Here is a 23,707-nt window from a genome sequence, read left to right on the forward strand (position 1 = left end):
ATACCGAATCGACCGGGCGCTTTCTTACCTACTCGATCACCTGAATGGCTGCGCAGTCAGCCCGTTGTCCGCTCCGCGCTGGCGATCGCGTTTACCGAAAGCAGGAGGGAGGGCATAAGGGCCTGGGCTTCCAGGTTCTTCCTTGCGGCCCGAAGCGCCCGCCACTCGCGCAACAGCCCGATCTGCAGTTCGTGCAAGCTCCGCAGTCCGGCCGCGCGCATTTCCAGGGTACGCGTGAGCCGTGGACGCCGTTCCGCGCGGGTGGCGCCGAAGAACTGATTCAACATGCGCTCGGTGCGCAGGTACTCGCCCGAGATCCGGTCAAACTGATACTTGCGCAGGGCGGGATCTTTCACCAGCGAGGCGTATTGCTCCATGATGGCGAGGTCGGCGGACGCCAGACTGTTCTCAGCGTTGTAAAGCACATAGCGCACGAAGGGCCAGCCGCCGCTCTCGCGCCGAAGGGTTTCGTAGGCCTCGGGCTGCTCCTTTTCGAGGCGCTCAAGCGCCGTGCCCACGCCGAACCAGCCGGGGAGATAATACCGTGCCTGGGTCCAACTGAAAACCCACGGGATCGCGCGCAAATCGGCCACGGAACGCTTCCCGGTGCGCCGCGAGGGTCGTGAGCCGATGAAACTCCGTTCCAGCGCGTCGATAGGCGTTGCCGAAGCCCAGAATTTGATGAATCCGGGCGATTCCAACTGCGCGCGATAAGCATCCTGACTGAATCGACTCAAGGTTTCACCGATGGACAGCAGCCGGGGCGAAACGGGCACCGGGCGGCTGTGATGGAGCGTGGCCACGGCTACGCCCGCCGTCAGCAGTTCCAGATTGTATACTGCGGTCGGCAGGTTGCCGAACTTCTGGCCGATAACCTCACCCTGCTCCGTCAGGCGCACCCGGCCATCCAGCGATCCCGCGGGCAGCGCCTCCAGAAACTGGTTGGTGGGCCCTGCGCCCCGGCTATAGGTGCCGCCACGGCCATGAAAGAAGTAGATGGGCCGGCCGTGAGCCCGGCAGATCTCGGCGAGTCGGCCCTGGGCCTGGTTGAGCGCCCACTGGCTTGCAAACATGCCGCCGCTTTTGTTGCTGTCGCTGTAGCCCACCATGACCTGCTGGGGTTGGCCGGTGTTCTGGCGTGTGATGGGATGGCTCAAGAATGCCTCAAGTATGGCCGGGCTCCCCTCCAGATCCTCCATCGTTTCGAAGAGGGGCACCACGTCCAGCGCGCAGGCGAGGCCGCCCTCCGCGGCAAAGACCAGGCCCACTTCGCGCGCAAAGAGGTAGACAATGAGCAGGTCCGTTTCGTCACGCGTCATGCTTACGATGAAGCTTCCGATGCCATCCGGGCCGAAGTGCCGCACGTGCTCCGCAATGACTTCGTACAGGTCGAGCATCGCTCGCGCCTCGTGACCGAGGTCGCACTGTCGGGGAGCGATGGGCCGCAGGGAACGAAGTTCGAGGTCGAGAAAGGCGCGGCGCTGTTCACGATCCCAGTTTTCGTAGTCCCAATCCTCAAAGCCGGCGGCATGGAGCAACTGGGTAAGCGCGACCGCATGGAAGTCGCTGTTCTGGCGTATATCGAGGGCCGCCATGTGGAAACCGAAGGTGTCCAGGTGCAGAAGTACCGGCGCCACCTCCGTGTCGGCCAGCCGCCGCGCACCCACCGCCACCAGCGAGTCCACCAGAATCTGGAGATCGGCCCGGAGCGCTTCGGGACGGGCATAGGCGCTTCCCGGCGTATGCTGTGCGTCATCCAGGAGCAGCCGCAAGACGAAGACGAACTCGCGCCAGGGTTCATGGGGAATGGGCGCCAGCCGACCCAGCGCGGCGGGGGAGAGGAGGAGCTTTCTTTCCTCAAGGACATCCAGAAAATTCTGCGGGGCATGCTGAAACAGGTCCGACAACGTCAAGTTGTCCGCCAGTGTCTCCAGCCGGGTACGAACCTGATCGAGGGCTCCCCGGCGCAGTCGCGCGAGGGTCTGGCGTGTGACTTCGGCCGTCACGAGAGGATGACCATCCCGATCGCCGCCGACCCAGTTGCCGAAGAAGAGACGCGGGCCGGCGCCCGCCTTGCAGAGCGCCGCCGGGTTCAGCCCCGCTTCGGCCCAGGCCCCCTGGAGGCGCTGGTTCAACTTGAGCACCGCGCGGGGAAAGACCATGCCCAGGTAGTCGCACATGTCTTCCAGCTCCGAAAGCACGTCGGGCTTTTTCATGTGCATTTCACCGGTGCGCCACAGGCGTTCGAGGTGAGCCTTGATGCGCTCGCGAATCGCCGTGCGCTCGTAGGGCGTCCAATCCGTGCCCTCCAGCTTCGTGTACTCATCGTAGAGCGCGCGGTGTTGCCGGAGCACCACCGGTCGCTTCGCCTCGGTCGGGTGAGCGGTGAGCACCACCTCCACCTCCATGTTCTTCAAGGAGCTCAGGATTTCTTTTTCACTGAATCCCTCGTCGCGCAGACGCTTCAGACTGCGGCCCCAAAGGCCCGGCTCATGGAGCAGGCCGAGGTGCCGCTCCCGCTCGCGGCGGCCCAGTGCGGCGGCATTCTCCTCTACGATATTCAGCAGATGGTACGCGATGGACATGACCTGAAGTTGCTCGTTGACCTTGCCCACCTGAAGGGGCGCTTTGGCGCGGCGCGGGCGATAACTCGCATGCCACGGCAGGAAGGGCACCAGTCGTTTCTCGCCCAGCTCCGTGAGCACCTCCGCGAAACATTCCGTGAGGAAGGCAATGTCCTCGCCGACCTTCTCGGACCATTCGGGCATCAGATCTCTTGCGGACATATGGAATCCTTTCTGGGCTCGGAGCGGTGCTGCCCGCGTGTGGTAAATCAACTTGCTGGACTGGGGGCCTGGAACGGCGCAACAAGGCCGGAGCCGGATCTTCCCCCGATGCGATGCCAGTGGTCGCATCCCCAAAAAGAACACTACGCACCCGGCCATTCATTCCGCCGGGATGGGAATGTCCTCCTGGAAGAGCGGGGCATGCATACCTCCCGGTAGGCCCCGGATTTCTTGATTGGATGGCGCGCACGCCAGTGGGCGAACGTGGGTGCCGGGGCACAATGGTGGAAGAGGATACAAAGGGGAGGGATATTAAATGGTGGGCGATGCAGGGCTCGAACCTGCGACCCCCTGTGTGTAAGACAGGTGCTCTAACCAACTGAGCTAATCGCCCGAAAGGATGGAAGCGGGTGAGGTGCTTCTCAAGACGCGCAAGTATAGCATCTCCGCGGAATCGTATCAAATTATGGGGCTGATCGGGTTTACACACCCGGTCCCCGGTCAGGCGCAAAATAAAGGCCCCGCATCGGGCCGGGGGGCCGGATGCGGGGCGGACATGCAGCATATGCCAGCCGGCTTCCGCTCAGCTCAGCACTACGTCGCCGGTTTCACCGGTGCGGATGCGCACGGCGTCGTCGACCGTGGAGACGAAGATCTTGCCGTCACCGATGCGGCCCGTCGAGGCGCCGCCGATGATGGCCTTGACCACCTTTTCCACCGCGTCGTCGGTCACGACGATTTCCAGCTTTACCTTCGGGAGGAATTCCACGACGTATTCCGCGCCGCGGTAAAGTTCCTTGTGTCCCTTCTGGCGGCCAAATCCCTTGACCTCCGAGACGGTCAGGCCCTGAATGCCAACGCCGGAAAGGGCATCCTTTACTTCTTCCAGCTTGAACGGCTTGATAATCGCTTCTACTTTTTTCACCTTTATGTTCTCCACTCCATCGCCGGGGCCGCCGAATCTCGGGGCCAGCACGACAGGCTACAGGTTTCTTTGGGGCCACCCGGCGCCGCGGGCTGCGGATTGATTGCCGGGGGTTTCATGCGGGGGAGGCCACGGGGCCTCCCCCGAACTGATACTGATTAGAGGATGTAGCCTTCTTCGCCGTGTTCGGCAAGATCCAGGCCCTGGCTTTCGACTTCTTCGGAGACCCGCAGGCCGATGGTGAGGTCGATGAGCTTGAACAGTATAAGCGATACCAGGCCGCTATACACCAGCGTTACGATAACGCTCTTCAACTGGGCAAACACCTGAGATCCCATCGTCACACCTTCAACATATCCCACGCCACCCAGGGCGTCGGATGCGAACACACCGGTCAGAATCGCACCCACGATACCGCCAATGCCGTGCACGCCGAAGGCGTCCAGAGAGTCGTCGTAGCCGCCCAGCTTCTTGATGGTCGTGGCGCCGAGGAAGCAGATGATGCCCACGGCGATACCCATCAGGATGGCGCCCAGCGGGCCGCAGGTGCCGGAAGCCGGGGTGATGGCAACCAGACCCGCCACCGCACCGGTGGCCGCGCCCAGCGCGCTCGGCTTGCCGTGCTTCATCCACTCAATCGCGAGCCAGGTCAGGGTGGCCGTCGCCGCACAGATCTGGGTGACCAGCATCGCCATACCCGCCGTGCCGTTGGCCGCGGCCGCGCTACCCGCGTTGAAGCCGAACCAGCCGACCCACAGCATGCCCGCGCCGGTGACGGTCATGGTCATGTTGTGCGGAGGCATCGGCTTCTGGGGAAAGCCCGAGCGCTTGCCAACCAGGATACAGGCGACCAGCGCCGCGATACCCGCGTTGATGTGCACCACGGTGCCGCCCGCGAAGTCCAGCACACCCCAGTCCCAGAACAGCGCGCCGGCGCCGGACCAGGCCATGTGGCACATGGGGGCGTACACGAGTACCAGCCACAGGGTGGTGAAGACCAGCACGGCGGAGAACTTCATGCGCTCGGCGAAGGCGCCGATGATGAGGGCCGGCGTGATGATGAAGAACGTGCACTGGAACGTGATGAAGACCGACTCGGGGAAGGTCAGCGTCAGGTTGCTCACCGTCAGATTCTTCAGGAAGACATTGCTCAAATCGCCGACAAAGGCATGCAATCCGATAACGCCTTCCGCCTGCGTGGCCGGCACCGCGAAAGCGAGGCTGTACCCGCAGATGACCCAGAGCAGGGTGGCCAGGGCCGTGATGGTGAAACACTGCATAAGGACGGACAACACGTTTTTCGACCGCACCAGGCCGCCGTAGAACAGGGCGAGACCCGGAATGGTCATGAACAGAACGAGCGCCGTGGATGTCAACATCCAGGCGGTGTCGCCAGGTTCGGGGGCGGGGGGGGCATCCTGGGCGTAGGCAAGGCAGGAAGCGGACAATGCGAACATTGTCAGTCCAAGCCGCGACCACGCCCCACTGCGAAATCTCTGCATAATTTTCACGAAACTCTCCTTACACTAAGTCCTGAGGCGTGCGTTAAAGAATGGTTATGGCAGCTAGTGCAGGCAGGTAGACCGGGAACGCCGAGATAGCGACGATTACCGGGCGAATGGCTCCATCCCATTACCCGATGTGCCCAAACCGCTTCACACGCCTTGTAAACGGTTGAGCATCATCTTTGCCCGACCTCCAAAAGCAGCAATTGTGCCAATCTTGATTCCGGCGGTCGGGCGCCATTTGGTCTCTCCGCAAGCCATTGTCCCGTGGTCGCTTAACGGAACGTGGGCCGCCGCAGGGTAGGTCGAGACCCTCACCGATCGGCGACAGGCAAATGTTACCGTTTGGTAAGATGCCTCCGGGCATTGTACGCCGAAGTAGGTTTCAATCGGCCTCCGGCCCCCGACCGCGCCCCCAACCACTCAGGGGGCGGCACCTTGATCGCGGGGGCCCCCTTGGGCCATACTCCGCTCGCGTCCGGATGCGCTCTGCTTCCGGTCCCTTCCAATCCGCCCTGCCGCGGAAGGCAGTTCAGAGGTCCAATCCACAATCCATGCCCGGTAAAGCCAATGCTGTAAAGTCAGGTAAAGACCTGGAAGTCTCCGTGTCGGAAGTCGGCGCGGCACTTGGGCTTGTGGTGGAGTCGCAGGTGGCCGTCGGTCGGCGTATCTGGGGCGCGCGGCGCCAGATCGATGTGGTGCTGAAGCATCCCGAAACTCGAATCAGCCTGGGCATAGAGTGCAAGTATCAGGGCACCACCGGCTCGGCGGAGGAGAAGATTCCCGCGACCATCGAGGATATTCAGGCCTGGCCTATTCGCGGCATCGTGGTCTTCGCGGGGGAAGGATTCTCCGAAAATATCAAAGCCTACCTCCTTTCCACCGGCAAAGCCGTGGAATTGTGCGACCTGGAGAAGTGGCTGGAGCTCTACTTCGGACTATGACGGACGCCGTGCAAACAAATCCCGCACCCCTGCCTTTCTTGAAGTGGGTGGGCGGCAAACGCCAACTGCTGGACGAGCTTCGTGTCCGGACTGCCCAGGCCCGGCCCTACGGTCGCTATCATGAGCCCTTTGTCGGCGGGGGCGCCCTCTTTTTCGATCTGTACGGTCGCCACGAACTCGGTCGCTCCAAGGCGATCCTCTCGGACAACAATCCCCGGCTGATTGAGGCCTACGAAGGCGTGCAGAAAAACGTGGAGCAGGTCATTGCGCTGTTGGAGCAGCACCAGGCCCGGCACAATGAAGAGCACTACTACCGGGTGCGTGCCGAGGTGCCGGATGACAAAGTCGCCTGCGCCGCGCGCTTGATTTATCTGAATCGCACCTGTTTCAACGGGCTCTACCGGGAGAACAGCAAAGGCGAGTTCAACGTGCCCATGGGGCGCTACAAGAACCCCCTCATCTGCAATCACGCCAATCTCAGGGCGGTCTCCGCGGCGCTTTGTCGCTGCCAGATCCATCGCAGCCATTTCACCGCCGTGCTCGACCGAGCCGTCGAGGGCGATCTGGTTTATTTCGACCCGCCCTACGACCCGGTTTCAAAGACGGCCAACTTCACCAGCTACCACCGCGATCCCTTCGGAGAAGATGCCCAGCGCTCGCTGGCCGACGTGTTTCGGCGCCTGCACGGTCGAGGTGTGAAGGTGGTCCTCTCCAATTCGGACACGCCCCTGATCCAGGAGCTGTACGCGCCCTTCACGATCGAAGTGGTGATGGCCCGTCGGCTAGTGAACAGCCGCGCGGACAAGCGGGGAGAGGTAAGGGAAGTGCTGGTGAGGAACTTCTGAACGACGGACTCAGTCTTCGTCGATCAGGGCGGCGCGGATTTCGAGGATCTCGTCCAGATTATCGAAGAAGACGTCCGTGATTTCGGGATCGAACTGGCGGCCCCGCTCTTCCTTGAACAGATCCAGAATGCGATCAAGGGACCAGGCTTCTTTGTACACCCGCTTTACGCCGAGGGCGTCGAACACGTCCGCGATACAGGTGATGCGCCCAAAAATGTGGATGTCCTTCCCGGAAAGGCCGTGGGGATAGCCTTTTCCGTCAAAGCGCTCGTGGTGCTGCAGGGCAATGATGGCCGCCGCCTGAAGCACATGGCCTTTGGTGACCTTAAGCATGTCGTAGCCCATGGTTGCATGGGTCTTGATGACGTCAAACTCTTCCGGCGTCAACTTGCCCGGCTTGTTCAAGATGGCATCTGGAATACCCACCTTGCCCACATCGTGCAACGGTGAAGCGAGGCGCAGAATCTCCGCCTCGCCCTGGGAAAGGCCGCACTTGAGCCCGAGGAGCTTGCAGTATTCCGCCACGCGCTTGACGTGGAATCCCGTCTCCTGCGAGCGCGTCTCCACGATTTCGCCGAGGGTAAACACAATTTCGCGCTGGGCGTCTTCCACGTCGCGGAGCAGGCGCACATTTTCCAGCGCCGCCGCCGCGTGGTTGGCCATGATACTGAGAATCTTCAGATCGGCCTCGGAAAAGGTGCCGCCGCTGCGCTTTTCCGTTACATTCAGTACGGCAATAACTTTGCCCTTGTCGGAGCAGGGCTCGCCGAGGGTGGAAGCTTTGCGTTCCAGCGGCACCGATATAAAGGAGTTGTCCCGGAGTTGCCAGCTCAGCTTGTCGACCGTGGGTTCCTGTCGGATATCTTCAATGAAAAGGGGCTTCACGTTTTCCGCCACCCAGCCCGAGATACTGCTCTTGACATGGATCGCGGCACGGTCAAAGTCCTGGGGGAGCCCCACACCGCGTGCAATTTCAAGGTTCTGGCCGTCTTCGGAAACGAGCATGAGCGAACCGCGCCTGGCTTCCACCCGCTCCAGCGCGGCTTCGAGAACAAAATCGAGGAGCGAATCCTCCGAACGGATCGATGCGATTCGCTCGCTGATCTTGAACAGTTCGGTGATTTCGAGAAGGGAGGCATTCTCGTTGGCGAGGCGGCAACGCTCCAGCGCGTTGGTGACCGCCATCTTGATCTCGCTGAGATTGAAGGGCTTCAGAACGTAGTCGTAGGCCCCTTCCTTCACCGCCGCGCGAGCCGTCTCAAGCGTCGCGTAGCCCGTCATTACGATGGGAACCAGCGCGGGAGCAACCAGACGGGCCTTGCGGATCAGCTCAATACCGTCCATTTCGGGCATCATGATATCGGTGAAGAGCACGACGAAGTCGTCGGTCGCCTTCAGCATTTCCAGAGCCGCCACGCCATTGGGCGCGGATTCTACATTGAATCCTTCATCCGTCAGGATATCGGACATCAGCTCGCGAATCACAATTTCGTCGTCAACGATCAGAATGCGTTCCGATTTTGCCATAAGGTCTCCCAGATACCGGCAGGGCACTACGGGTAATCATACCACAGATTCGACGAAACTTCGCAAAATACGTTTACGTCAATTTATGTACCCAATTTGCGTGCCGCTTTGAGGGCTTTGCGGACCTGGCCCGGCGCGGTGCCGCCCGGATTATTGCGCCGCCGCACGATGGCCTCCGGCGTCAGCACGGCATACACATCGGCCTCAAACTTCGGCGAAAATCGTTGATAATCCGCCAGTGCAAGGGCCGGGAGGGTCGTCTTCAAGGCCACACAGTGGCGAACAATCCGCCCGATAATGCCGTGGGCCTCGCGGAAGGGAACCCCCTTCACCACCAGATAGTCCGCCAGATCCGTGGCCTCCATGAAGCCCTGACTTGTCGCGGCGGCCATGGCCTCGCGTTGAATCGCGATGGACGGAATCATGGCGGCGAAGACCGCAAGGCAGAGCTGGACGGTGTCGGAGGCGTCGAAAATCGCTTCTTTGTCTTCCTGCAGATCGCGATTATAGGTCATGGGCAGACCCTTCATCAGCGTGAGGAGGGCATTCAGGTCGCCGTAGACCCGGCCCGTTTTCCCGCGGACCAGCTCGGCCACATCGGGATTCTTCTTCTGCGGCATGATGCTGGAACCCGTGGTGAAGGCGTCGCCGATTTCCACGAAGCCAAAAGCCGGCGTGGACCACAGGATCAGTTCCTCGCTGAAGCGCGAAAGGTGCATCATGACCAGGGCCGCATTGCCGCAGAACTCGATCATGTGGTCGCGGTCGGAGACGGCATCCATGCTGTTTCGGGAGATGGAATCGAAGCCAAGCGCCTTCGCAACCTTATTTCTGTCAATGGGATAGGGGGTTCCAGCCATGGCGGCGGAGCCCAGCGGAAGCACATTGGCCCGCTTGCGCAACTGGGTGAACCGCTCCGCATCGCGGGTCAGCATCTCCACATAGGCCAGCAGGTGATGGGCCAGCAACACGGGCTGAGCGTTCTGCAAGTGAGTAAATCCGGGGAGAATAACGTCCAGGTGGGCCTCGGCCAGGTCCAGCAGCGCGCTTCGGAGGGCGCCGATGAGTCCCACGACGGCGTCGATCTGGTCCCGCATCCACAAGCGCATGTCCGTGGCAATCTGGTCATTACGGCTGCGACCGGTGTGGAGGCGCTTGCCCGCGTCGCCAATCCGTTCCACCAACGCTGCCTCGATATTGGTGTGCACGTCCTCCATCGCCGTGTCCCACGCGATTTTGCCCGCCTCCACGTCTTTGGCAATCGATTTCAAGCCCTTGATGATCTTGGTGGCCTCGGATTTGGCGATAATGCCGCAATCGCCGAGCATTTCGGCGTGGGCGATGCTCGCGCGGATGTCCCAGGGGGCGAGGCGGGCGTCATAACTGACCGATTCTCCGAGGGCTACCACCAATGCGTCTGTCTGGCCCTCGAAACGGCCACCCCAAAGTTTGCTCATTCATCATCCTCGCGCTATAGTATCCTTAACTACGTGGCGTGGCGCGTCCTGTCGACCCTGCGCCACCCCGGTTAATGATAGCCCATTGTTGCTCCCGGATTCGAACGGGCCCGGGCATTGTGCCCGCCCCTGACATAAACGTTCCAACCTGTTGAATATATTGGACGCTATGGACGACTTCATCGAACAAGTTGAGCGTTATCGTGATGAATTCTATCGGTATGTGCTGAGGACTCTCTGGGACCCCGGCAATGCGGACGACGTCTTCTCGTCCGCGGTGCTGGCCGCCTGGGAGAATCAACACAAGTTCACGCCGGGCACGAATTTCCGCGCCTGGATGTACCGGATCATCACGAACAAGTGTTACGTGGCCAATCGCGTTACCGGCAGAACACCGGCCCCGATCGACGATGTTCCGGAGTCGTCCTTCATGGACTTGTCCGACGAGCACGGTTACTACGACGTGCTGGACAACCCTCAGGAGGTGTTGGAGGAGTGCGGCGACGAGGTCAACGTCGCCCTGGGAAAACTTTCGGCCGCACAGCGAACCTGCCTGCTGCTGCGGGGCGTGGAAAAGTTCTCCTACAAGGAAATTGCCGAGATTATGGAAATACCGGTGGGTACGGTGATGACCCACCTCTCTCGCGGCCGGGCGAAGCTCCGAAAAGAGCTCCTGGCCTATGCGCAGGAACAAGGGATCGTACGGAATCTGCCGCGGCTTATCCCGCGCGCACTTCGCGATACGGATGAAAGCGGCTTGCAAAGCCACGGTACCGCATAATGAGCACCGACGAACGAGAAAAGCGATGGATGGCGTACATGGACGGCCAGATGAGCACGTCCGAGGCGCTTGAATTCGAGCGGTCGCTTTCTTCTCGTGAAAAAGACCGCCTCACCGGCGAGGTCCGGCTTGAATCCGCGGTATGCGAATCCCTCATGGGCCGCGAATGCTGCCCCGTGGCGCTCTGGAACTCGCTGAATGAAAAAATGAAGAAGCCCGCTCCGGCGGTCATGTCGCGGAAGTACTTTTGGCTGTCGCGGGGTATTTCCGTGCTCGCGGCTACGGCGCTGGTGGTTTTTGGAGTCACGCTTTACACCGATCTCGCGCCCAACCAGAATTTCGCCGAAGCGAGCATCATCGAAATCGACAACACCGACGTTGTGGAATTCGCCAAGGCTTCGGAAGTGCCCGCCACCGTTGAAGCGGCTCAAAAGTTTCTGGACGACAACAACATTGATCTGCAGTTCGTCAGCCTGCCCGTGCCGGCCAGCGGCCATGCCCACAAGGTGGAGTTTCTGGGCGCCTGCCGCAGCAAGTGCAAAGAAAAGGGTCTGGTGGAACTGCGCTTCAGTTGCTGTGGAAAACCCGCCGCGCTGCTGGTGGCGCGCCAGGGAACACCGGCGGCCCAGAAGCTCAAGGGCGCCGCACGCTGCGGCACGATTCAGGAAACGCGCGTGACGGGCGACTACGTGACGGCGGTGGCCTGCGGCCACGACTCCACCGGCCTCATCGACATGCTCCAGCCCCGGAAGTCCACCCTCATCTAAAGCGAGGGTATCCATGTCGGCGCCGGTGCGCGCCCCCCCGCATCGTCCTGCTTGCCGATTCCGCCTTGCACTTCACCCGAACTCCCAGTACACTTATCCGCCTGAAGAATTTTCCCGGTTCACACAACGTGCAAAGAGGAGTCATTCACCATGTCCAATCCTGTAAGCCGTCGCGGCTTCCTCCAGACCGCCTCGGTCACCGGCGCGGCCGCGCTTGGCGCCGGCGCAACCACGCTCTCAGCCCCGGTGAAAGCGACTGCGGCGGAGAAATACAAATACCAGGGCGGAATCAGCCCCTGGCCCCTCTCGATGAACACCAGCACCATTCGCCCCGCTTCCCTGCAGGACAAGATCAAGGTGACGGCGGAAGCGGGATGGGACGCCATCGAGCCCTGGATCAACGACTTGGAAAAGTATGAGGAAGAAGGGGGCAACCTCAAGGACCTCGGAAAGCAGATTAAAGACCTGGGCCTCTTTGTGCCCAACGTTATCGGACTGTGGGAAAGCATCCCCGCCGATCAGGCCGCCTGGGAGGCCTCGCTCGAAGTCACCCGCCGCCGCATGCGCCAATGCGCCGATATCGGCTCCATACACGTGGCGGCCATTCCCACGCCCGATCGGGAAAACTTCGACGTGAAGTGGGGTGCGGAACGCTATCGGGATCTGCTGCGCATCGGTCGGGAAGACTACAACATCATCGTGGCCATCGAGTTCATCGGCTTTCTCAAAGGACTCAATAAGTTCGGCATGGCCTGCTCGCTGGCCGTGGATTCCGACGATCCCACAGCATGCATCGTGGCCGACACGTTTCACCTGTGGCGGGGCGGCTCCGGTTTCAACGGAATCCAATTGCTGAATGAGAAGATCATCGGCAACTTCCATTGGAACGACATCGGCGCGGACGCGAAGCCCGAAGGTACGGGCGACGCCTCGCGTATTCTTCCGGGCGATGGCGTTCTGCCCCTGCATCAGGCCCTGCGCGATCTGAAGGCCATCGGCTACACGCGCACCCTTTCCCTGGAACTCTTCAATGAAGAACTGTGGAAAAAGGATCCGAAGGAAGTGTCGGAGATCGGCCTCCGCAAAATGCGCGAAGGCGTGGAAAAGGCGCTCGCCTGATCAGTAATCCTGCGGACATCCCGGGCGCCGCGGGCCAGCGCCCGGGATGCCGCCTTTTGGCACTGATGCGAGCGACATCATGAACCACGGAGTTCACGGAGGCACGGAGAAAAAGAGAACGTGAGGTGTTTTGGATTGGAATTTTGTGGCATGCCCGTTCTTTCTAAGCGCTCCTTCCTTTGTTTTTCTCCGTGCCTTTGTGACCTCCGTGGTCAGTTTCTCTCTTGATTGCCGCAGAACCCACGGAAGGCCATCACTTGGGCAAAATTCCGGCGAAGAAATTCATCAAGCTGTTCACACTGCTCTCGGCTGTTTTGGCGGTTGCCCTTGGCGGCCTGCTGTTGCTCATGAACAGCCGTGCGGGGGTGGGGGATGATCTATCCGAAAGCGCCCTCCTCGCGACCCCACCCGCGCCGCTCGGCGCGCCCGTGACGTTGAAGGTGGTCACCTTCAACATCCAGGATCTTTACATCGCAGGCAAAGATCGTCCACTGCGGATGCGCGCTATCGGCGCGAAGCTCATGATCCTGGATCCCGACATCGTGGGCTTTCAGGAGGCCTTTATCGCTTCCGACCGCGCCGTGCTGCTGAAGGAACTCGAATCCACTCGATTGAAATATCATCAATACTATCCCAGCGGGAATGTGGGCAGCGGGCTTCTGATTGCCAGCGCCTTCCCTATCAAAGAGGTTTACTTTCACCGCTTCACCACGTCCAATCCTTTCTATAAGATCTGGGAGGGCGACTGGTGGGCCGGCAAGGGCGTGGCCCTGGCCCGGTTGGAACTGCCCGAGGGCCACATCGACTTTTACAACACCCACGCCCAGGCGGGCTACGGCAACCCCGCCTACGACCTCGTGCGCAACGAGCAGATGGCCGAGCTCGCTGCTTTTGTCAAGCGCAGCCACACCGGAAGCGCCCCGGCGCTGCTGGCGGGCGACATGAATTGCCGTATCGAGGACGCCGAGTTTCAGACCGCGGTCAACGGCGCGGGGCTCGCGCGCGTTATGTCCGGCGAATCCCGAATCGACCACATCTTCGCCCGCACCGACGCCCGCTATACATTTGAAGTAATCAAGACGGAGCCGATCGAGGCCAAGGTCAAGCTGAGCGAGAAGGAGATCTCCTTGAGCGACCACATCGGCTATATGAGCACTATTGCGATCCGCCCAAATGAAACCACTACGAACAGGAGTGAACCATGATACGTCGCGCTTGCGCCCTGCTGATGCCGTTACTCGCCGCCACCGGCCTGGCCCAGGGAGAAACCCCCTCGATAGAGACCATCAAATCCGCCGCGGAGGCCTCGTGGAAGCAGGTCCAGTCGTTCACGAGCGACGTGACTATGGACTTCCTTTTTCCCGTGGGCACTGAGCCCCTCAACCTGACGGGCGCCGGGTCACTTAATTACCTGCGGGATAAGGAAAAGGACAAGTATCGCTTCAAAGTCGTCACCAAAGTTCCCGAGCCCTTCGCCATGGAAATGAAGATGGATGTGCTGTATGACGACGACAAGGTGTACACCGTGACCGAGGTCATGGGGCAGAAGCACAAGCAGGAGGGCAAGCCTTCCCTGGAGCAGAACGCCCTCCCGCCTGGCGGCGGCAGACTGATCGAAGGAATGGAAGCTCAGATGGTGCTGACGCCCCTGGAAAGCGCCAAAGTGGGCGAGCACGAAGTATTCGTCGTCGAAGGCAAGCCTCGGGATGCGGCCCTGCCTTTTTCCAAAGCGATCTTCTATATCGACAAGGGTCTCGGCATCCAGCGGAAATCGGAGATCTACCAGCAGGACGGCACCCTGGGGATTACCATGACTTTCAGCAATATCCAGCTCAATTCGAACCCGAGCCCCAGCATGTTTGTGCCCGAGCCCTGAGCGCAGTTTCATGAGTGACGGCAAGAAGGCGCCACCCCAGGACTCTCAGAGGAAGGGCTTGAAGAGTCGCTCTGCGTTGGCGAAGAAAATGGCCTCCCGGCCCGCTGTGTCAATTTCCAGAAAGCGCATGGCAAAGCACAGCGACGCCAGGTTTTCATAGGCCGCGAAGGTGCTTCGGTGGGCCATGCCGCCCTGGCGCGCCACCATCCCATCGGTGCAGCAATGCCAGCTCAGGCCCATGCGGACATAATTGCCACGAAAACCCACCGCCGTGACAAGGTCGGAGCCGAACAGGATTTTTGAACGGTCGTAGTGCTTCAACACGGTGAGAAACACGCCCGCGTCGCACACGGCGGACGTGTCCATCCAGACGTTGTCCGCCCGAACCAGCTCGGCCACCATCTTCTCCGCATTTGGCGCGATGAAGCAACGCCCGCAGTGGGCGAGGATGAACTGGCAGTTGGGAAACGCCTTTGAAAGCAGGGCAATGTCCCTGAGATTGTCGGCGTCGCCCATGCCCGCCTGTTTCGCCACGTGGAGCATCACCGCGAGACCATACTTGTCCGCCAGGGCGAGCTGCCCCTCCGGGATGAGATCCGTGATGTCCGAATCGTTCATGGGCTTGCCTTCGACAAAGCACATGTAGGGCTTCAGCACCGCCGGGCGATGCCGAAGGATATCGGCCTCAAGCCGCTCCAGCGAGTCGGACGGCTTCACAAGCCACGCGAAGATATGCCCCGCCGGCGCGCACTGGGTCGCCACTTCCAGGTTTTCTTCCGCCATCAGCACGTCGGGCGTGGGGTAGCCCATGACCATCCCGCGCACATTGATGCCGGGAAGGAGGACCTCCCACCAGTGCTGGAGCCACGGAAGATCCACATTGCCCAGAAGATCGTCTTCGGCAAAGGAGAGGGTCTCCGCGATTTGCGGGTGGCAGCGGTTGATCAGCAGGTGCGTGTGGGCGTCGAAGATGCGCGTCGGAAGCCAGGGCGCGATCTCGGTGCGGTAGATCTGGCGGTCGTCATCGGTGAGGGTCAACTGGCGCATGGGTTTCACTTCTCCACTTCGGGCGGCTTCACCACCGTCATGCGGCAGCGGCCCTTCTCGCAACTGATGATATCGAAGTCCACCTGATAGCCATACTCTTCGATCAACGGTGGGTAAAGCACCTGGCAGTGCTCGCAGTACTTCTTGTAGGGATCGATGCGGCCCGACTGGTGCACCAGCCGCGCGGAGGGGCAATCCTGCATGTCGATCACGAACATATCCTCATAGATCGACAGGCGATGGCGGCCCCCCTCTTCGGTGAGGGTGTGGGTCCAGTATTTGTGCATACCCTCCAGGCCATCTTTCTCAATATATTCCCGAAGGTTGCCCAGGAAGTTGTCCGAGATGCCCTTCCAGAATTCGTGGACCTTCGCCTCGCCGTCTTTCTCCTCCAGAAAGCGGAACAGCTCGCTGTAGCACCAGATAAACTCGGTACAGGAAATCATGCTTCCTCCTTCCAGAAACGCTGCACACAGCGGCCCTCCGACTGATTGTACTCCACGCTGCTGCGATAGCCTGCGCGTTGGCAGATGGCCTCGTTCAAGATGCGCGTGTGCTCGCAGAAATTCGGGTCGATGTCGTAGCCCTGCTTTTTCATGTGGGCGATGGCCGGGCACTCGTGCACATCAAGCACGAGGACTTCGCCTTCGTCGCGCAGTTCAAACTTGCCGCCTTCGAGCGTGAAGATGTGCTCCCAGTGGGCGCGGAGGGAGGACAGGCCCTCGTCGCGCAGACCCTTCACCAGCGGGGTGTAAACCGTGTCGGCCAGTTTCTCCAGGTAGGCTTTGAGCCCTTCCATACCATAACTTTGCATGATGAATTGGATGCCATAACTGAAAGCGCCGTGGAAATCCTTGTGTACGTTGGCCATGAATGGCTCCTGTAAGTTCTACGATTTTTGGAGGTGGTTCTCGTCGGGGGAAAGGCCCTATGAGTTTTATGGGACTTCAAGTCCTTTGGCCCATACGACTTATACGACCTATAAGACTCAAATCTCTCTCTGGCAATCTTCAATGTTATTCTGTACCCGCCAATTTCACACATCGCGCCGCCAATGACTCCAACGATATACCACTGAGACCGTGCATCGCCAGCAGGGCCGCGCCAAGACTCGTGGGTTCGGGACAGTCCACCGCTCGGGCAGGAATACCCAGGATATCGGACTTGATCGCCATCCACACCTTGCTCCGCGCCGCACCGCCCACGCTGTGAATCTCGCTCGGGCGCGACGGACCGCACAGTTGTTCGAGTTGATCGCTCAGGGAATTCGCCACGCCTTCGAAGATGGCGCGCACGGCCTCGCCGCGTGGCTCCATATTGGCCCAGGCGCGCACAAGTTCCAAAAGCGCCGGCGTATCCAGATTGCGGGGCAAAATGAGTCGTCCACTCGAAGCATTCGCCGCTTCTTCACCGAGCGCGTCAAACTCCATCGGCTCGGGCAGGGCATTGCGAAAGGCTTCGAGCAGATTGGCGGAAACATCGCCAAAAATCATCTGGTAGTAGCGACCGGGCGAAGCGGAAGGTCCCCAGAACACGGGGCTCCCCACGACGGGCGCGAACTCATCCGCGCAACGCACCGTGGCCAGGACGGTGCCGGTGGTTTCGGAGATGTCGCCGCATTGCGTGTTGCCCGCGCCGATAGCCCCCGCAAACTGATCCAGACAGCCGACGACAAACCGGCAATCAGATGAAAGGTGAAATGCTTCGCTTGCAGCCGGCGTCACCCTACCCAGATTGGTGCCCGCGCGGACGATGTCGCAGAGGCTGTCCCGCTCCAGGGCGATCAGGGCCAACGCATCGTCGCGCCATTCCAGCGTATGAATGTCGATGAGTCCGGTCAGCCCCGCCGTACCCGCTTCAGTCACAAACTTGCCAGTAAAGCGCCACGTGAGATAGTCGCTGATGAGGAGAATACGATCTACGCGCTCCCATAGTTCGGCGGTTTCTTCCTGGTGCCAGTAGAGCTTGGCCAGCATGAACTCCGGCGAGAGTCCGGGAACGCCCGATCTCGCGTAGAAATCGGGCAGTGTTATGAAGGCGTCCAGTGGCGGATCGATGGCGGCTGCGCGGCGATCATTCCAGATAATGAAGGGGGTGAGGGCCTCTCCTGATGGTGCAAGCAGTACGAAGCTGTTTGTCTGGCTGGAAAAGGTGACCGCAGTGATGGCGGCGTAGTCCGCAGGCGCCGAGGCCCGGAGTTCGTCTGCGATCTGCTGGATGGCCGCATCAAAGGCTGCTACCGACACTTCACTGTGCATGCCGCGCGTGTTGGTGAAGGGCGTGGGGATGCGGACGAGGGCCTTGAGTTCCCCGTTGATGTCGAAAAGCGTGCCCTTGAAATTGGTTGTGCCAAGATCGAACACGAGAATGGTGCCGGAAGGATTCAACATGTCGCCCTGTAAGTTGGGTGAAGTACTGAAAACATCATATTTCCAGCGCCGGCTCGCAGAGCAGTTCCGCCGCGAGGTCCATCAGAATGGTTGCACCGTCTGGACTCTTAAACAGGGCGTTCGACGCTTCGTAGCCGCCTTCGGCCAGGGCCTCTTCTGTTACCAGATAGCCCTGCAGTTCACCATTGGCCATGGTGATGGCATGGAGCTTCGGAAACTCCGCCTGCAAATCGAGGACAAACTCCACAAAGACTTCACCGGGGAACGCCGCGATCCGCTGATCACCGAGGCGGAAGCATTGCACTTCGGCGGGTATGCACTTCGCCGCCGCCGCATCCACCAGCCCACGGCGGACCGCCTGGGCCAGCGTTAAGGTCTCCTGGGCTCCAAAAAGATCCGTCTCCGCCGTGCGCGTCTCGGGGCTGCCCGGATTCGCCTGTTTCAATCGCTCGAATCGGGCGGTTGCCGTGTCCACCGCCGCCGCCGCTTCCGCCTCGCCGGGGAAGACTCGCAGGGGCAGCCTGTCGGACGTGGCACCGTGGCCCAGTGTCAATTCAGCGCTGAATTTCGGCGCGGCCATGGCCTCCAGCACGTTGTCGGCGAGGGCAAAGCCCAGGCGCTCCGCTTCGGCGAAGGTGTTCGCCTTCACCACATGGCGCGGGCTCTGGTTGCCGCAGGCGCCCGTGTGATAGATCACGGGAAGGCCCTGCCACGCTGCTTGAAGGCGTTGCCGCGTGAGGCCGGGAAAGTCGCCGCTGTACAGCGTAGAGTCTTCGTGCAGCACCGTAGGGTGCATGGATACAATCAACATGACACCGATGGGCGCCTGAGTCACCGCGTCGCGCACAAGCCACACGGGCACCTCGGGAATACTCGGTCCGGCGGGGTTGCGCCGGTTCCCGCCCACGCACGAACCATCGGCAATGGCAAACGCGATCTCCGCCGCCACGGCGGATTTCACCGCCGCCTCGCCCGCCGCCACAATGCCATCCTCCAGTTGCTGGAGAAAGGCCTCGTCCGGCGGCGGCACCGTGTGGTCGGCCGCGTTGCTCACGTAGGCCACCGTATCCGGCCCGGAGTGCGTGTGGGTCGCCGACAGGCAGATGGCGCTCGCGGGGATGCCCGTGGACGATGCGAGGCGGTTGCGCGCGCGGCCCGCAAGATCTTTGGGCACGAAAATGACATCGTTGCCAATGAAAAGTTGCTGCTCGCCGCCCGACTTGAGGTAGAGCGCGGAACTGTAGAGGGGATCGTGGACGCCCGTGCTGTTGCGGGCCACGTGGGGGTAGCCGAAGAGGTGAAGGGACGTCGCGGGGGTGATATCCACCGCCGCCGCGCCGGCGAAGAGTTGGTTGTTCAAAGGCGAACCTTTCCGTGGACTGAAACACAACGAAGCAACACGGCCGGGCTACACGGGCGCAACGGGCAACCGGCGGCTGGAATTCTAGCCGGGATGGCGGTCCGAAATACAGGTAGACGCGCTTCCCGCCCAATACAAGGGGCGTCATTCGACTTGATAATGTTGTTATAACCAATTATACTTTTCCCATACCTGTGTTGCAATCGATTCTCGACCGGCCCCAGGAAGCCCCGCCCAACCATGCAAGCCACCGCCTACAACCGCGTCGCCGCCACCCTCCGTGACCAGATCCTTTCGGGCACCTGGCAAGGCAGCAACCAGTTGCCGACGGAGCGGGAACTCTGCGAGCGGTTTCAAACATCGCGCATCACCATTCGCCGGGCCCTACAGATTCTGGAGGATGAGCAACTGGTGGAACGCCATCAGGGCGTGGGCACCTTTATCAAGTCCAATCCGGAACGCAAGATACCCCTGCTGACGACAGACTACTTCGGCAGCATCCAGACCCATGCGCCCGATCTCAGTCGCCGCCTGGAATATCTCCGCACGGCCGCGGCGAACGAAGCGACCGCGAAAGCCCTGCAACTCGCCCCCGGCGAGTCGGTGCTGGAAGGGGTGCGCGTGGATCGTCTCCGCGAGGAGCCCATCGCCACGGACCAGGTGTTCATCGTGCAGCGCTTCGCCGACCGCCTGGACATCGCCCATTTCGAGGAAATGGACTTTCTTGCCCTCTGGGCCCGGCGGCAACGGATCGCGCTGGACTATTGCACCCAGTCCATTGAAGCAACCCGCGCCCTGAAGCCCATTGCCACCCTGCTCAACATCAAGACGAACGATATCGTGCTCAAAGAGACCAATGTGGTAACTGTTTCCGGCGGCATACCCGCGGGACTCTTTATCACCCATTATCGCCACGACGTATTTCGCTTCGAGAGCACCATTGACCTCAAATCGCGCGGCACCCTGGGGAAATCCCATGGCTGAGTTGTTTATTGAGAACGCGCGCGTGATCGCGCCCGGCGAGGGTGTCTTAGAGGGCTCGATCCATGTGAGAAATGGGGTCATCAAAGCGCTTGGTCCCGACCTTGTATTGGGCGGCGGCAAGATCGAATGCATCAACGCGCGGGGCAAACGTGTCACGCCCGGCCTGATCGATGTCCACACCCACGGCATGCACCACTACAATTATGATCGCGGCGCCGAGGAATTGCGCGCCGCCGCCGCCCTCCTGCCGCGCTATGGCGTCACCACGGTCATCCCGACCCTCGTACCGAAAATGACGGACGAGATGTGGGCGGTGTTGCCCGAACTTGCGGCGGCCATTCCGAGTATCACCGACGTGTCCATTCCCGGCCTGCACCTGGAGGGGCCCTTCGTCGCCATTGCCGGGGCCGCCTGCGCCACGCTGGACGGCGATCTTGAGTTGCTGGAGCGCCTGCTCAAGGCCTGCTCGGGCCGCGTGAGTGTCATGTCCATCGCGCCGGAAAAGGCGAATATCATTCCCGTAATTGAGCGCCTCCGTGCTGCGGGTATCGCGCCTTTCATCACCCACACCCGCGCGAGCGCCGAGCAGACCTGGGCCGCCATCGAAGCGGGCGCGCGCCATGCCACCCACTTTTATGATGTGTTTCCCGTGCCCGAAGAGACCGATCCCGGCGTGCGGCCCGTGGGCGCGGTGGAGGCCATTCTCGTCCACCCCGAGGCCACCTGCGATTTTATCTGCGACGGAATCCATGTTCACCCGATGGCCGTGCGCGCGGCCATCGCGGCAAAAGGTGTTGAGGGCGTTTCGCTCATTACGGACGCCTCCTTCGGGGCGGGCCTGGGCCCCGGTGTCTATGACACCCCTTGGGGATACAACGTTGAAGCGAAGCCGGGGAACGCGCCGCGCATCGCGGATCCTGAGCATCCTTTCTTCGGCGCTCTCGCGGGCAGCGCCCTCACCATGAATCAGGGTATGGCAAACCTGCTGAAATGGATCGACAAGCCCGAAGCGGAGGTGTGGGCGATGGGCACGAGCAGCCCCGCGCGGGTCCTGGACCTTACGGATCGCGGAAAACTGGAGCCCGGCATGCGCGCCGATCTGGTACTGTGGAACGATGATGAAGCACTAACCCCCGCCGCCGTTTGGGTCGGGGGGAAGAAAGTATTTTGACCACGAATGTAGAAAGTATTCACCACGAAGCACACGAAGAGCACGAAGGGAAAAGAGAAGAAGAAGTGAACCAGGGAGAATGTAGTGGGAACGCAGCGAAGTTTTTGTTGAATGTATGCCATTCAGCAAAGAGAAGCTCGACTCTAAATCGAACAGTGCTGCGTGAATTCCTGTCTCTTTTCTCCTTTCCTTCACCTTCGTGTGCTTCGTGTCCTTCGTGGTAATAATCATTTTTTGTCTCAGAACAGGAGAGGGACTTCCATGTCCACATTTGAGTTCAGCCCGGCCGAGTGCGTGCCCTTCCGCGACAAGGACGCCGTTGCGCGGGTGCGCGCCATCACGCGCGAAAACATCACGAAGCATCCGAATCCCGAGCTGAAGATCGAGGTCATTCCCGATGCAGAATTGCAGTTGAAGTGGCTGCTGCACATCTACGCCCAGATCAAGCAGGCGCGCGATGAGAACCGCACCTGTGTGCTGATCACGCCCCAGCCCTGGCCGGGCTACAAGTGGGTGGCGGAGATGATCAACATCAACCGCCTCGATTGCAGCCACCTCCACACCTTCAACATGGACGAATACGCGAACGAGCACGGCCAGACGCCGCCCGCCACGTGGGAATATGGCTTCATGTACTCCATGATGACCCATTTCTACGCGAACATCGACCCCGCATTGCGTCCGCCCATCGAGCAGATCAAGGGACCGACCTCGGAAAACATCAATGATTACGGCAAGATGATCGCCGACATGGGCGGCGCGGATTATTGCTACAGCGGCCCCGGCTGGACGGGCCACCTCGCTTTCGTGGAACCCGACTGCCCCGAGTTCGAAGCGCCCCTGGAGGAGTGGAAGCAGATGGGCCCACGCATCTGCACCCTGAGTCCATTCACCATCGCGCAGAACTCGCTCCACGGAAGCTTCGGCCTCAGCGGCGACCTCACCGCCGTGCCGCCGAAGGCCGCGACCATCGGGCCCGCAGAGGTTATCGGTGCGAAAAACCGCATCGACCTCCACGGCATCACGGTGGACGGTTCCCAGGCCTCGTGGCAGCGAACCATGTCGCGGCTCTGCCTTCATGGTCCGGTCACGCCGAAGTTGCCCACATCCATCCACCAATTGCTCCGTACGGACGTGTGGATGACCGAGAGCATCGCCGAAGATATCCGTCCCCGCTGGGACAAAGGGTATTGATAGTTGGGAGCGCCGGCATCCTTGCCGGCACGTGTAACGAGGTTACACGAATACGCAGGTACTAAAAGGAATTCTCATGACAACGAAAACATCTTCCCTCGACTGGGCGAACGCCCGTTGCGCCGATCTTCCCAATATGGTGGTTTCCGCGCCGGGCCCCATCTCGCAGGATTTTCACGACCGTTGCTGCACCTATTTCAAAGGCCTCAGTGGTCAGGTGAAGCTCTTTCCCGTGACCTTTGAATCCGGCGAAGGCTGCATGCTGCGCGATGTGGACGGCAACGAGTACATCGACTTTTCCTCGGGTATCTACGTCACGACCCTGGGCCACTGCCACCCGAAGATCAGCGAGGCCATCGCGAAATACGCCTTCAAGCTGATGAACGCCCACGACTTCACCACGCCCATCAAGACCATGCTCGTAGAGAAGCTCGCGGAGATCCTCCCCGGCGATCTGAACGGCTTCCAGTTCTACGACTCCGGCACAACCGCCGTAGAAGCGGGCATCCGCGTGCTTCGCGCCGTGACGAAGAAAAACGAGACCCTCTCCTGCTTCTACGACTACCACGGCAAGACCTACGGCGCCGTGTCCCACGGTCACATTCGCTCCCACGTGTACGGCGCCGTGCGCGCGCCCGGCGTACACATGCTGCCCCGCCCGGACCTCTACCGCCCCATGTGGACGAAGGCCGACGGCTCCATCGACACCGATGCCTACATCAGCTTCTATCGCGAATACATCGACAAGGGCACAGTCCACGACGTGGCCGGCTGGGTGCTCGAGCCCATCCAGGGCTGGGGGGGCACCATCATGCCGCCCGACGATTTCTTCCCCAAGCTGCGCAAGCTCTGCGACGAACTCGGTATCCTCCTCATGGCCGACGAAGTGTTAACAAGCTGGGGCCGCACCGGCAAGTGGCTCTGCATGGAGCACTACGACACCGTGCCCGATATCGTCACCATCGGCAAGGGCTTCGGCAACGGCTTCCCCGTCACCTGCGTGGCCGTGCGCGAGCCCTATAAAGAAGC

21 protein-coding genes and 1 tRNA gene are annotated in these 23,707 nt (G+C 60.9%); 11 read left to right on the forward strand and 11 right to left on the reverse strand.

The genetic code is table 11. The annotated features are described in order from the left end of the window. Positions 1-56: 56 nt before the first annotated feature. From JNK74_01010 to JNK74_01025, 4 genes are all read right to left on the reverse strand, one after another. Positions 57-2,768, reverse strand: coding sequence for a phosphoenolpyruvate carboxylase (locus tag JNK74_01010; GenBank protein ID MBL7644745.1), 2,712 nt, complete (start codon positions 2,766-2,768; stop codon positions 57-59). Positions 2,769-3,103: 335 nt separating this feature from the next. Continuing rightward, a tRNA-Val gene (locus tag JNK74_01015) sits at positions 3,104-3,180 on the reverse strand. Positions 3,181-3,369: 189 nt separating this feature from the next. Continuing rightward, a complete protein-coding gene (locus tag JNK74_01020) occupies positions 3,370-3,711 on the reverse strand; it encodes a P-II family nitrogen regulator (protein MBL7644746.1) in 342 nt (113 codons plus the stop codon). A 158-nt stretch (positions 3,712-3,869) separates the two neighbouring features. Next, a complete protein-coding gene (locus JNK74_01025) occupies positions 3,870-5,168 on the reverse strand; it encodes an ammonium transporter (GenBank protein ID MBL7644747.1) in 1,299 nt (432 codons plus the stop codon). Between the two features lie 653 nt (positions 5,169-5,821). Between JNK74_01025 and JNK74_01030 the strand changes: the two genes are divergently transcribed. Both JNK74_01030 and JNK74_01035 read left to right on the forward strand, forming a co-directional pair. After that, positions 5,822-6,160 (forward strand): hypothetical protein, encoded by a 339-nt coding sequence (locus JNK74_01030; protein ID MBL7644748.1) that lies wholly within the window; start codon positions 5,822-5,824, stop codon positions 6,158-6,160. After that, entirely contained in the window at positions 6,157-7,005 is an 849-nt protein-coding gene (locus JNK74_01035; protein MBL7644749.1) for a DNA adenine methylase, read from the forward strand. The genes JNK74_01030 and JNK74_01035 overlap by 4 nt, the downstream gene beginning before the upstream one ends. A 9-nt stretch (positions 7,006-7,014) precedes the next feature. Here the strand turns inward: JNK74_01035 and JNK74_01040 are convergent, their stop codons facing one another. Continuing rightward, positions 7,015-8,532, reverse strand: a complete 1,518-nt coding sequence (locus JNK74_01040) for a response regulator (protein MBL7644750.1) — start codon at positions 8,530-8,532, stop codon at positions 7,015-7,017. A gap of 83 nt (positions 8,533-8,615) precedes the next feature. Beyond that, positions 8,616-9,989, reverse strand: coding sequence for an argininosuccinate lyase (gene argH, locus JNK74_01045; GenBank protein MBL7644751.1), 1,374 nt, complete (start codon positions 9,987-9,989; stop codon positions 8,616-8,618). 169 nt (positions 9,990-10,158) lie between these two features. Between argH and JNK74_01050 the strand changes: the two genes are divergently transcribed. The 5 genes from JNK74_01050 (at position 10,159) to JNK74_01070 (ending at position 14,532) form a co-directional block, all read left to right on the forward strand. Next, positions 10,159-10,770: an RNA polymerase sigma factor gene (locus JNK74_01050; GenBank protein ID MBL7644752.1), complete on the forward strand. Its 612-nt coding sequence runs from the start codon at positions 10,159-10,161 to the stop codon at positions 10,768-10,770. Continuing rightward, entirely contained in the window at positions 10,770-11,537 is a 768-nt protein-coding gene (locus JNK74_01055; GenBank protein MBL7644753.1) for a hypothetical protein, read from the forward strand. The genes JNK74_01050 and JNK74_01055 overlap by 1 nt, the downstream gene beginning before the upstream one ends. Before the next feature lie 150 nt (positions 11,538-11,687). Beyond that, complete coding sequence (locus JNK74_01060; protein MBL7644754.1) at positions 11,688-12,656, forward strand: sugar phosphate isomerase/epimerase; 969 nt, start codon at positions 11,688-11,690, stop codon at positions 12,654-12,656. Between the two features lie 257 nt (positions 12,657-12,913). Further along, entirely contained in the window at positions 12,914-13,861 is a 948-nt protein-coding gene (locus JNK74_01065; GenBank protein MBL7644755.1) for an endonuclease/exonuclease/phosphatase family protein, read from the forward strand. After that, positions 13,858-14,532 carry an outer membrane lipoprotein-sorting protein gene (locus JNK74_01070; protein ID MBL7644756.1) on the forward strand — a complete coding sequence of 225 codons (675 nt, stop codon included), beginning with the start codon at positions 13,858-13,860 and terminating at the stop codon, positions 14,530-14,532. The genes JNK74_01065 and JNK74_01070 overlap by 4 nt, the downstream gene beginning before the upstream one ends. 45 nt (positions 14,533-14,577) lie before the next feature. On the opposite strand, the gene JNK74_01075 is transcribed toward JNK74_01070, so the two are convergent. The 5 genes from JNK74_01075 to JNK74_01095 all read right to left on the reverse strand — a co-directional run bounded on the left by JNK74_01075 (position 14,578) and on the right by JNK74_01095 (position 19,329). Beyond that, the gene (locus JNK74_01075) at positions 14,578-15,579 is read right to left on the reverse strand and encodes an amidohydrolase family protein (protein ID MBL7644757.1); all 1,002 of its coding nucleotides are present in this window, start codon (positions 15,577-15,579) and stop codon (positions 14,578-14,580) included. Between the two features lie 5 nt (positions 15,580-15,584). Continuing rightward, the gene (locus JNK74_01080) at positions 15,585-16,025 is read right to left on the reverse strand and encodes a hypothetical protein (GenBank protein MBL7644758.1); all 441 of its coding nucleotides are present in this window, start codon (positions 16,023-16,025) and stop codon (positions 15,585-15,587) included. Beyond that, the gene (locus JNK74_01085) at positions 16,022-16,450 is read right to left on the reverse strand and encodes a hypothetical protein (protein MBL7644759.1); all 429 of its coding nucleotides are present in this window, start codon (positions 16,448-16,450) and stop codon (positions 16,022-16,024) included. The genes JNK74_01080 and JNK74_01085 overlap by 4 nt, the downstream gene beginning before the upstream one ends. A 145-nt stretch (positions 16,451-16,595) precedes the next feature. After that, positions 16,596-17,969, reverse strand: a complete 1,374-nt coding sequence (locus JNK74_01090) for an FGGY-family carbohydrate kinase (GenBank protein ID MBL7644760.1) — start codon at positions 17,967-17,969, stop codon at positions 16,596-16,598. A 34-nt stretch (positions 17,970-18,003) separates the two neighbouring features. Beyond that, positions 18,004-19,329 carry a neutral/alkaline non-lysosomal ceramidase N-terminal domain-containing protein gene (locus JNK74_01095; GenBank protein MBL7644761.1) on the reverse strand — a complete coding sequence of 442 codons (1,326 nt, stop codon included), beginning with the start codon at positions 19,327-19,329 and terminating at the stop codon, positions 18,004-18,006. Between the two features lie 240 nt (positions 19,330-19,569). On the opposite strand from JNK74_01095, the gene JNK74_01100 reads away from it, so the two are divergent. The 4 genes from JNK74_01100 to JNK74_01115 form a co-directional block, all read left to right on the forward strand. Then, positions 19,570-20,313 carry a GntR family transcriptional regulator gene (locus JNK74_01100; protein MBL7644762.1) on the forward strand — a complete coding sequence of 248 codons (744 nt, stop codon included), beginning with the start codon at positions 19,570-19,572 and terminating at the stop codon, positions 20,311-20,313. Continuing rightward, positions 20,306-21,484 carry an amidohydrolase family protein gene (locus JNK74_01105; GenBank protein ID MBL7644763.1) on the forward strand — a complete coding sequence of 393 codons (1,179 nt, stop codon included), beginning with the start codon at positions 20,306-20,308 and terminating at the stop codon, positions 21,482-21,484. The genes JNK74_01100 and JNK74_01105 overlap by 8 nt, the downstream gene beginning before the upstream one ends. Before the next feature lie 261 nt (positions 21,485-21,745). Further along, positions 21,746-22,678: a hypothetical protein gene (locus JNK74_01110; protein ID MBL7644764.1), complete on the forward strand. Its 933-nt coding sequence runs from the start codon at positions 21,746-21,748 to the stop codon at positions 22,676-22,678. Positions 22,679-22,754: 76 nt separating this feature from the next. Further along, positions 22,755-23,707: aminotransferase class III-fold pyridoxal phosphate-dependent enzyme (locus JNK74_01115; GenBank protein MBL7644765.1), on the forward strand; the 953-nt coding region annotated here is incomplete at its 3' end.

This window comes from Candidatus Hydrogenedentota bacterium (genome assembly GCA_016791475.1).
Taxonomy (GTDB): domain Bacteria; phylum Hydrogenedentota; class Hydrogenedentia; order Hydrogenedentales; family JAEUWI01; genus JAEUWI01.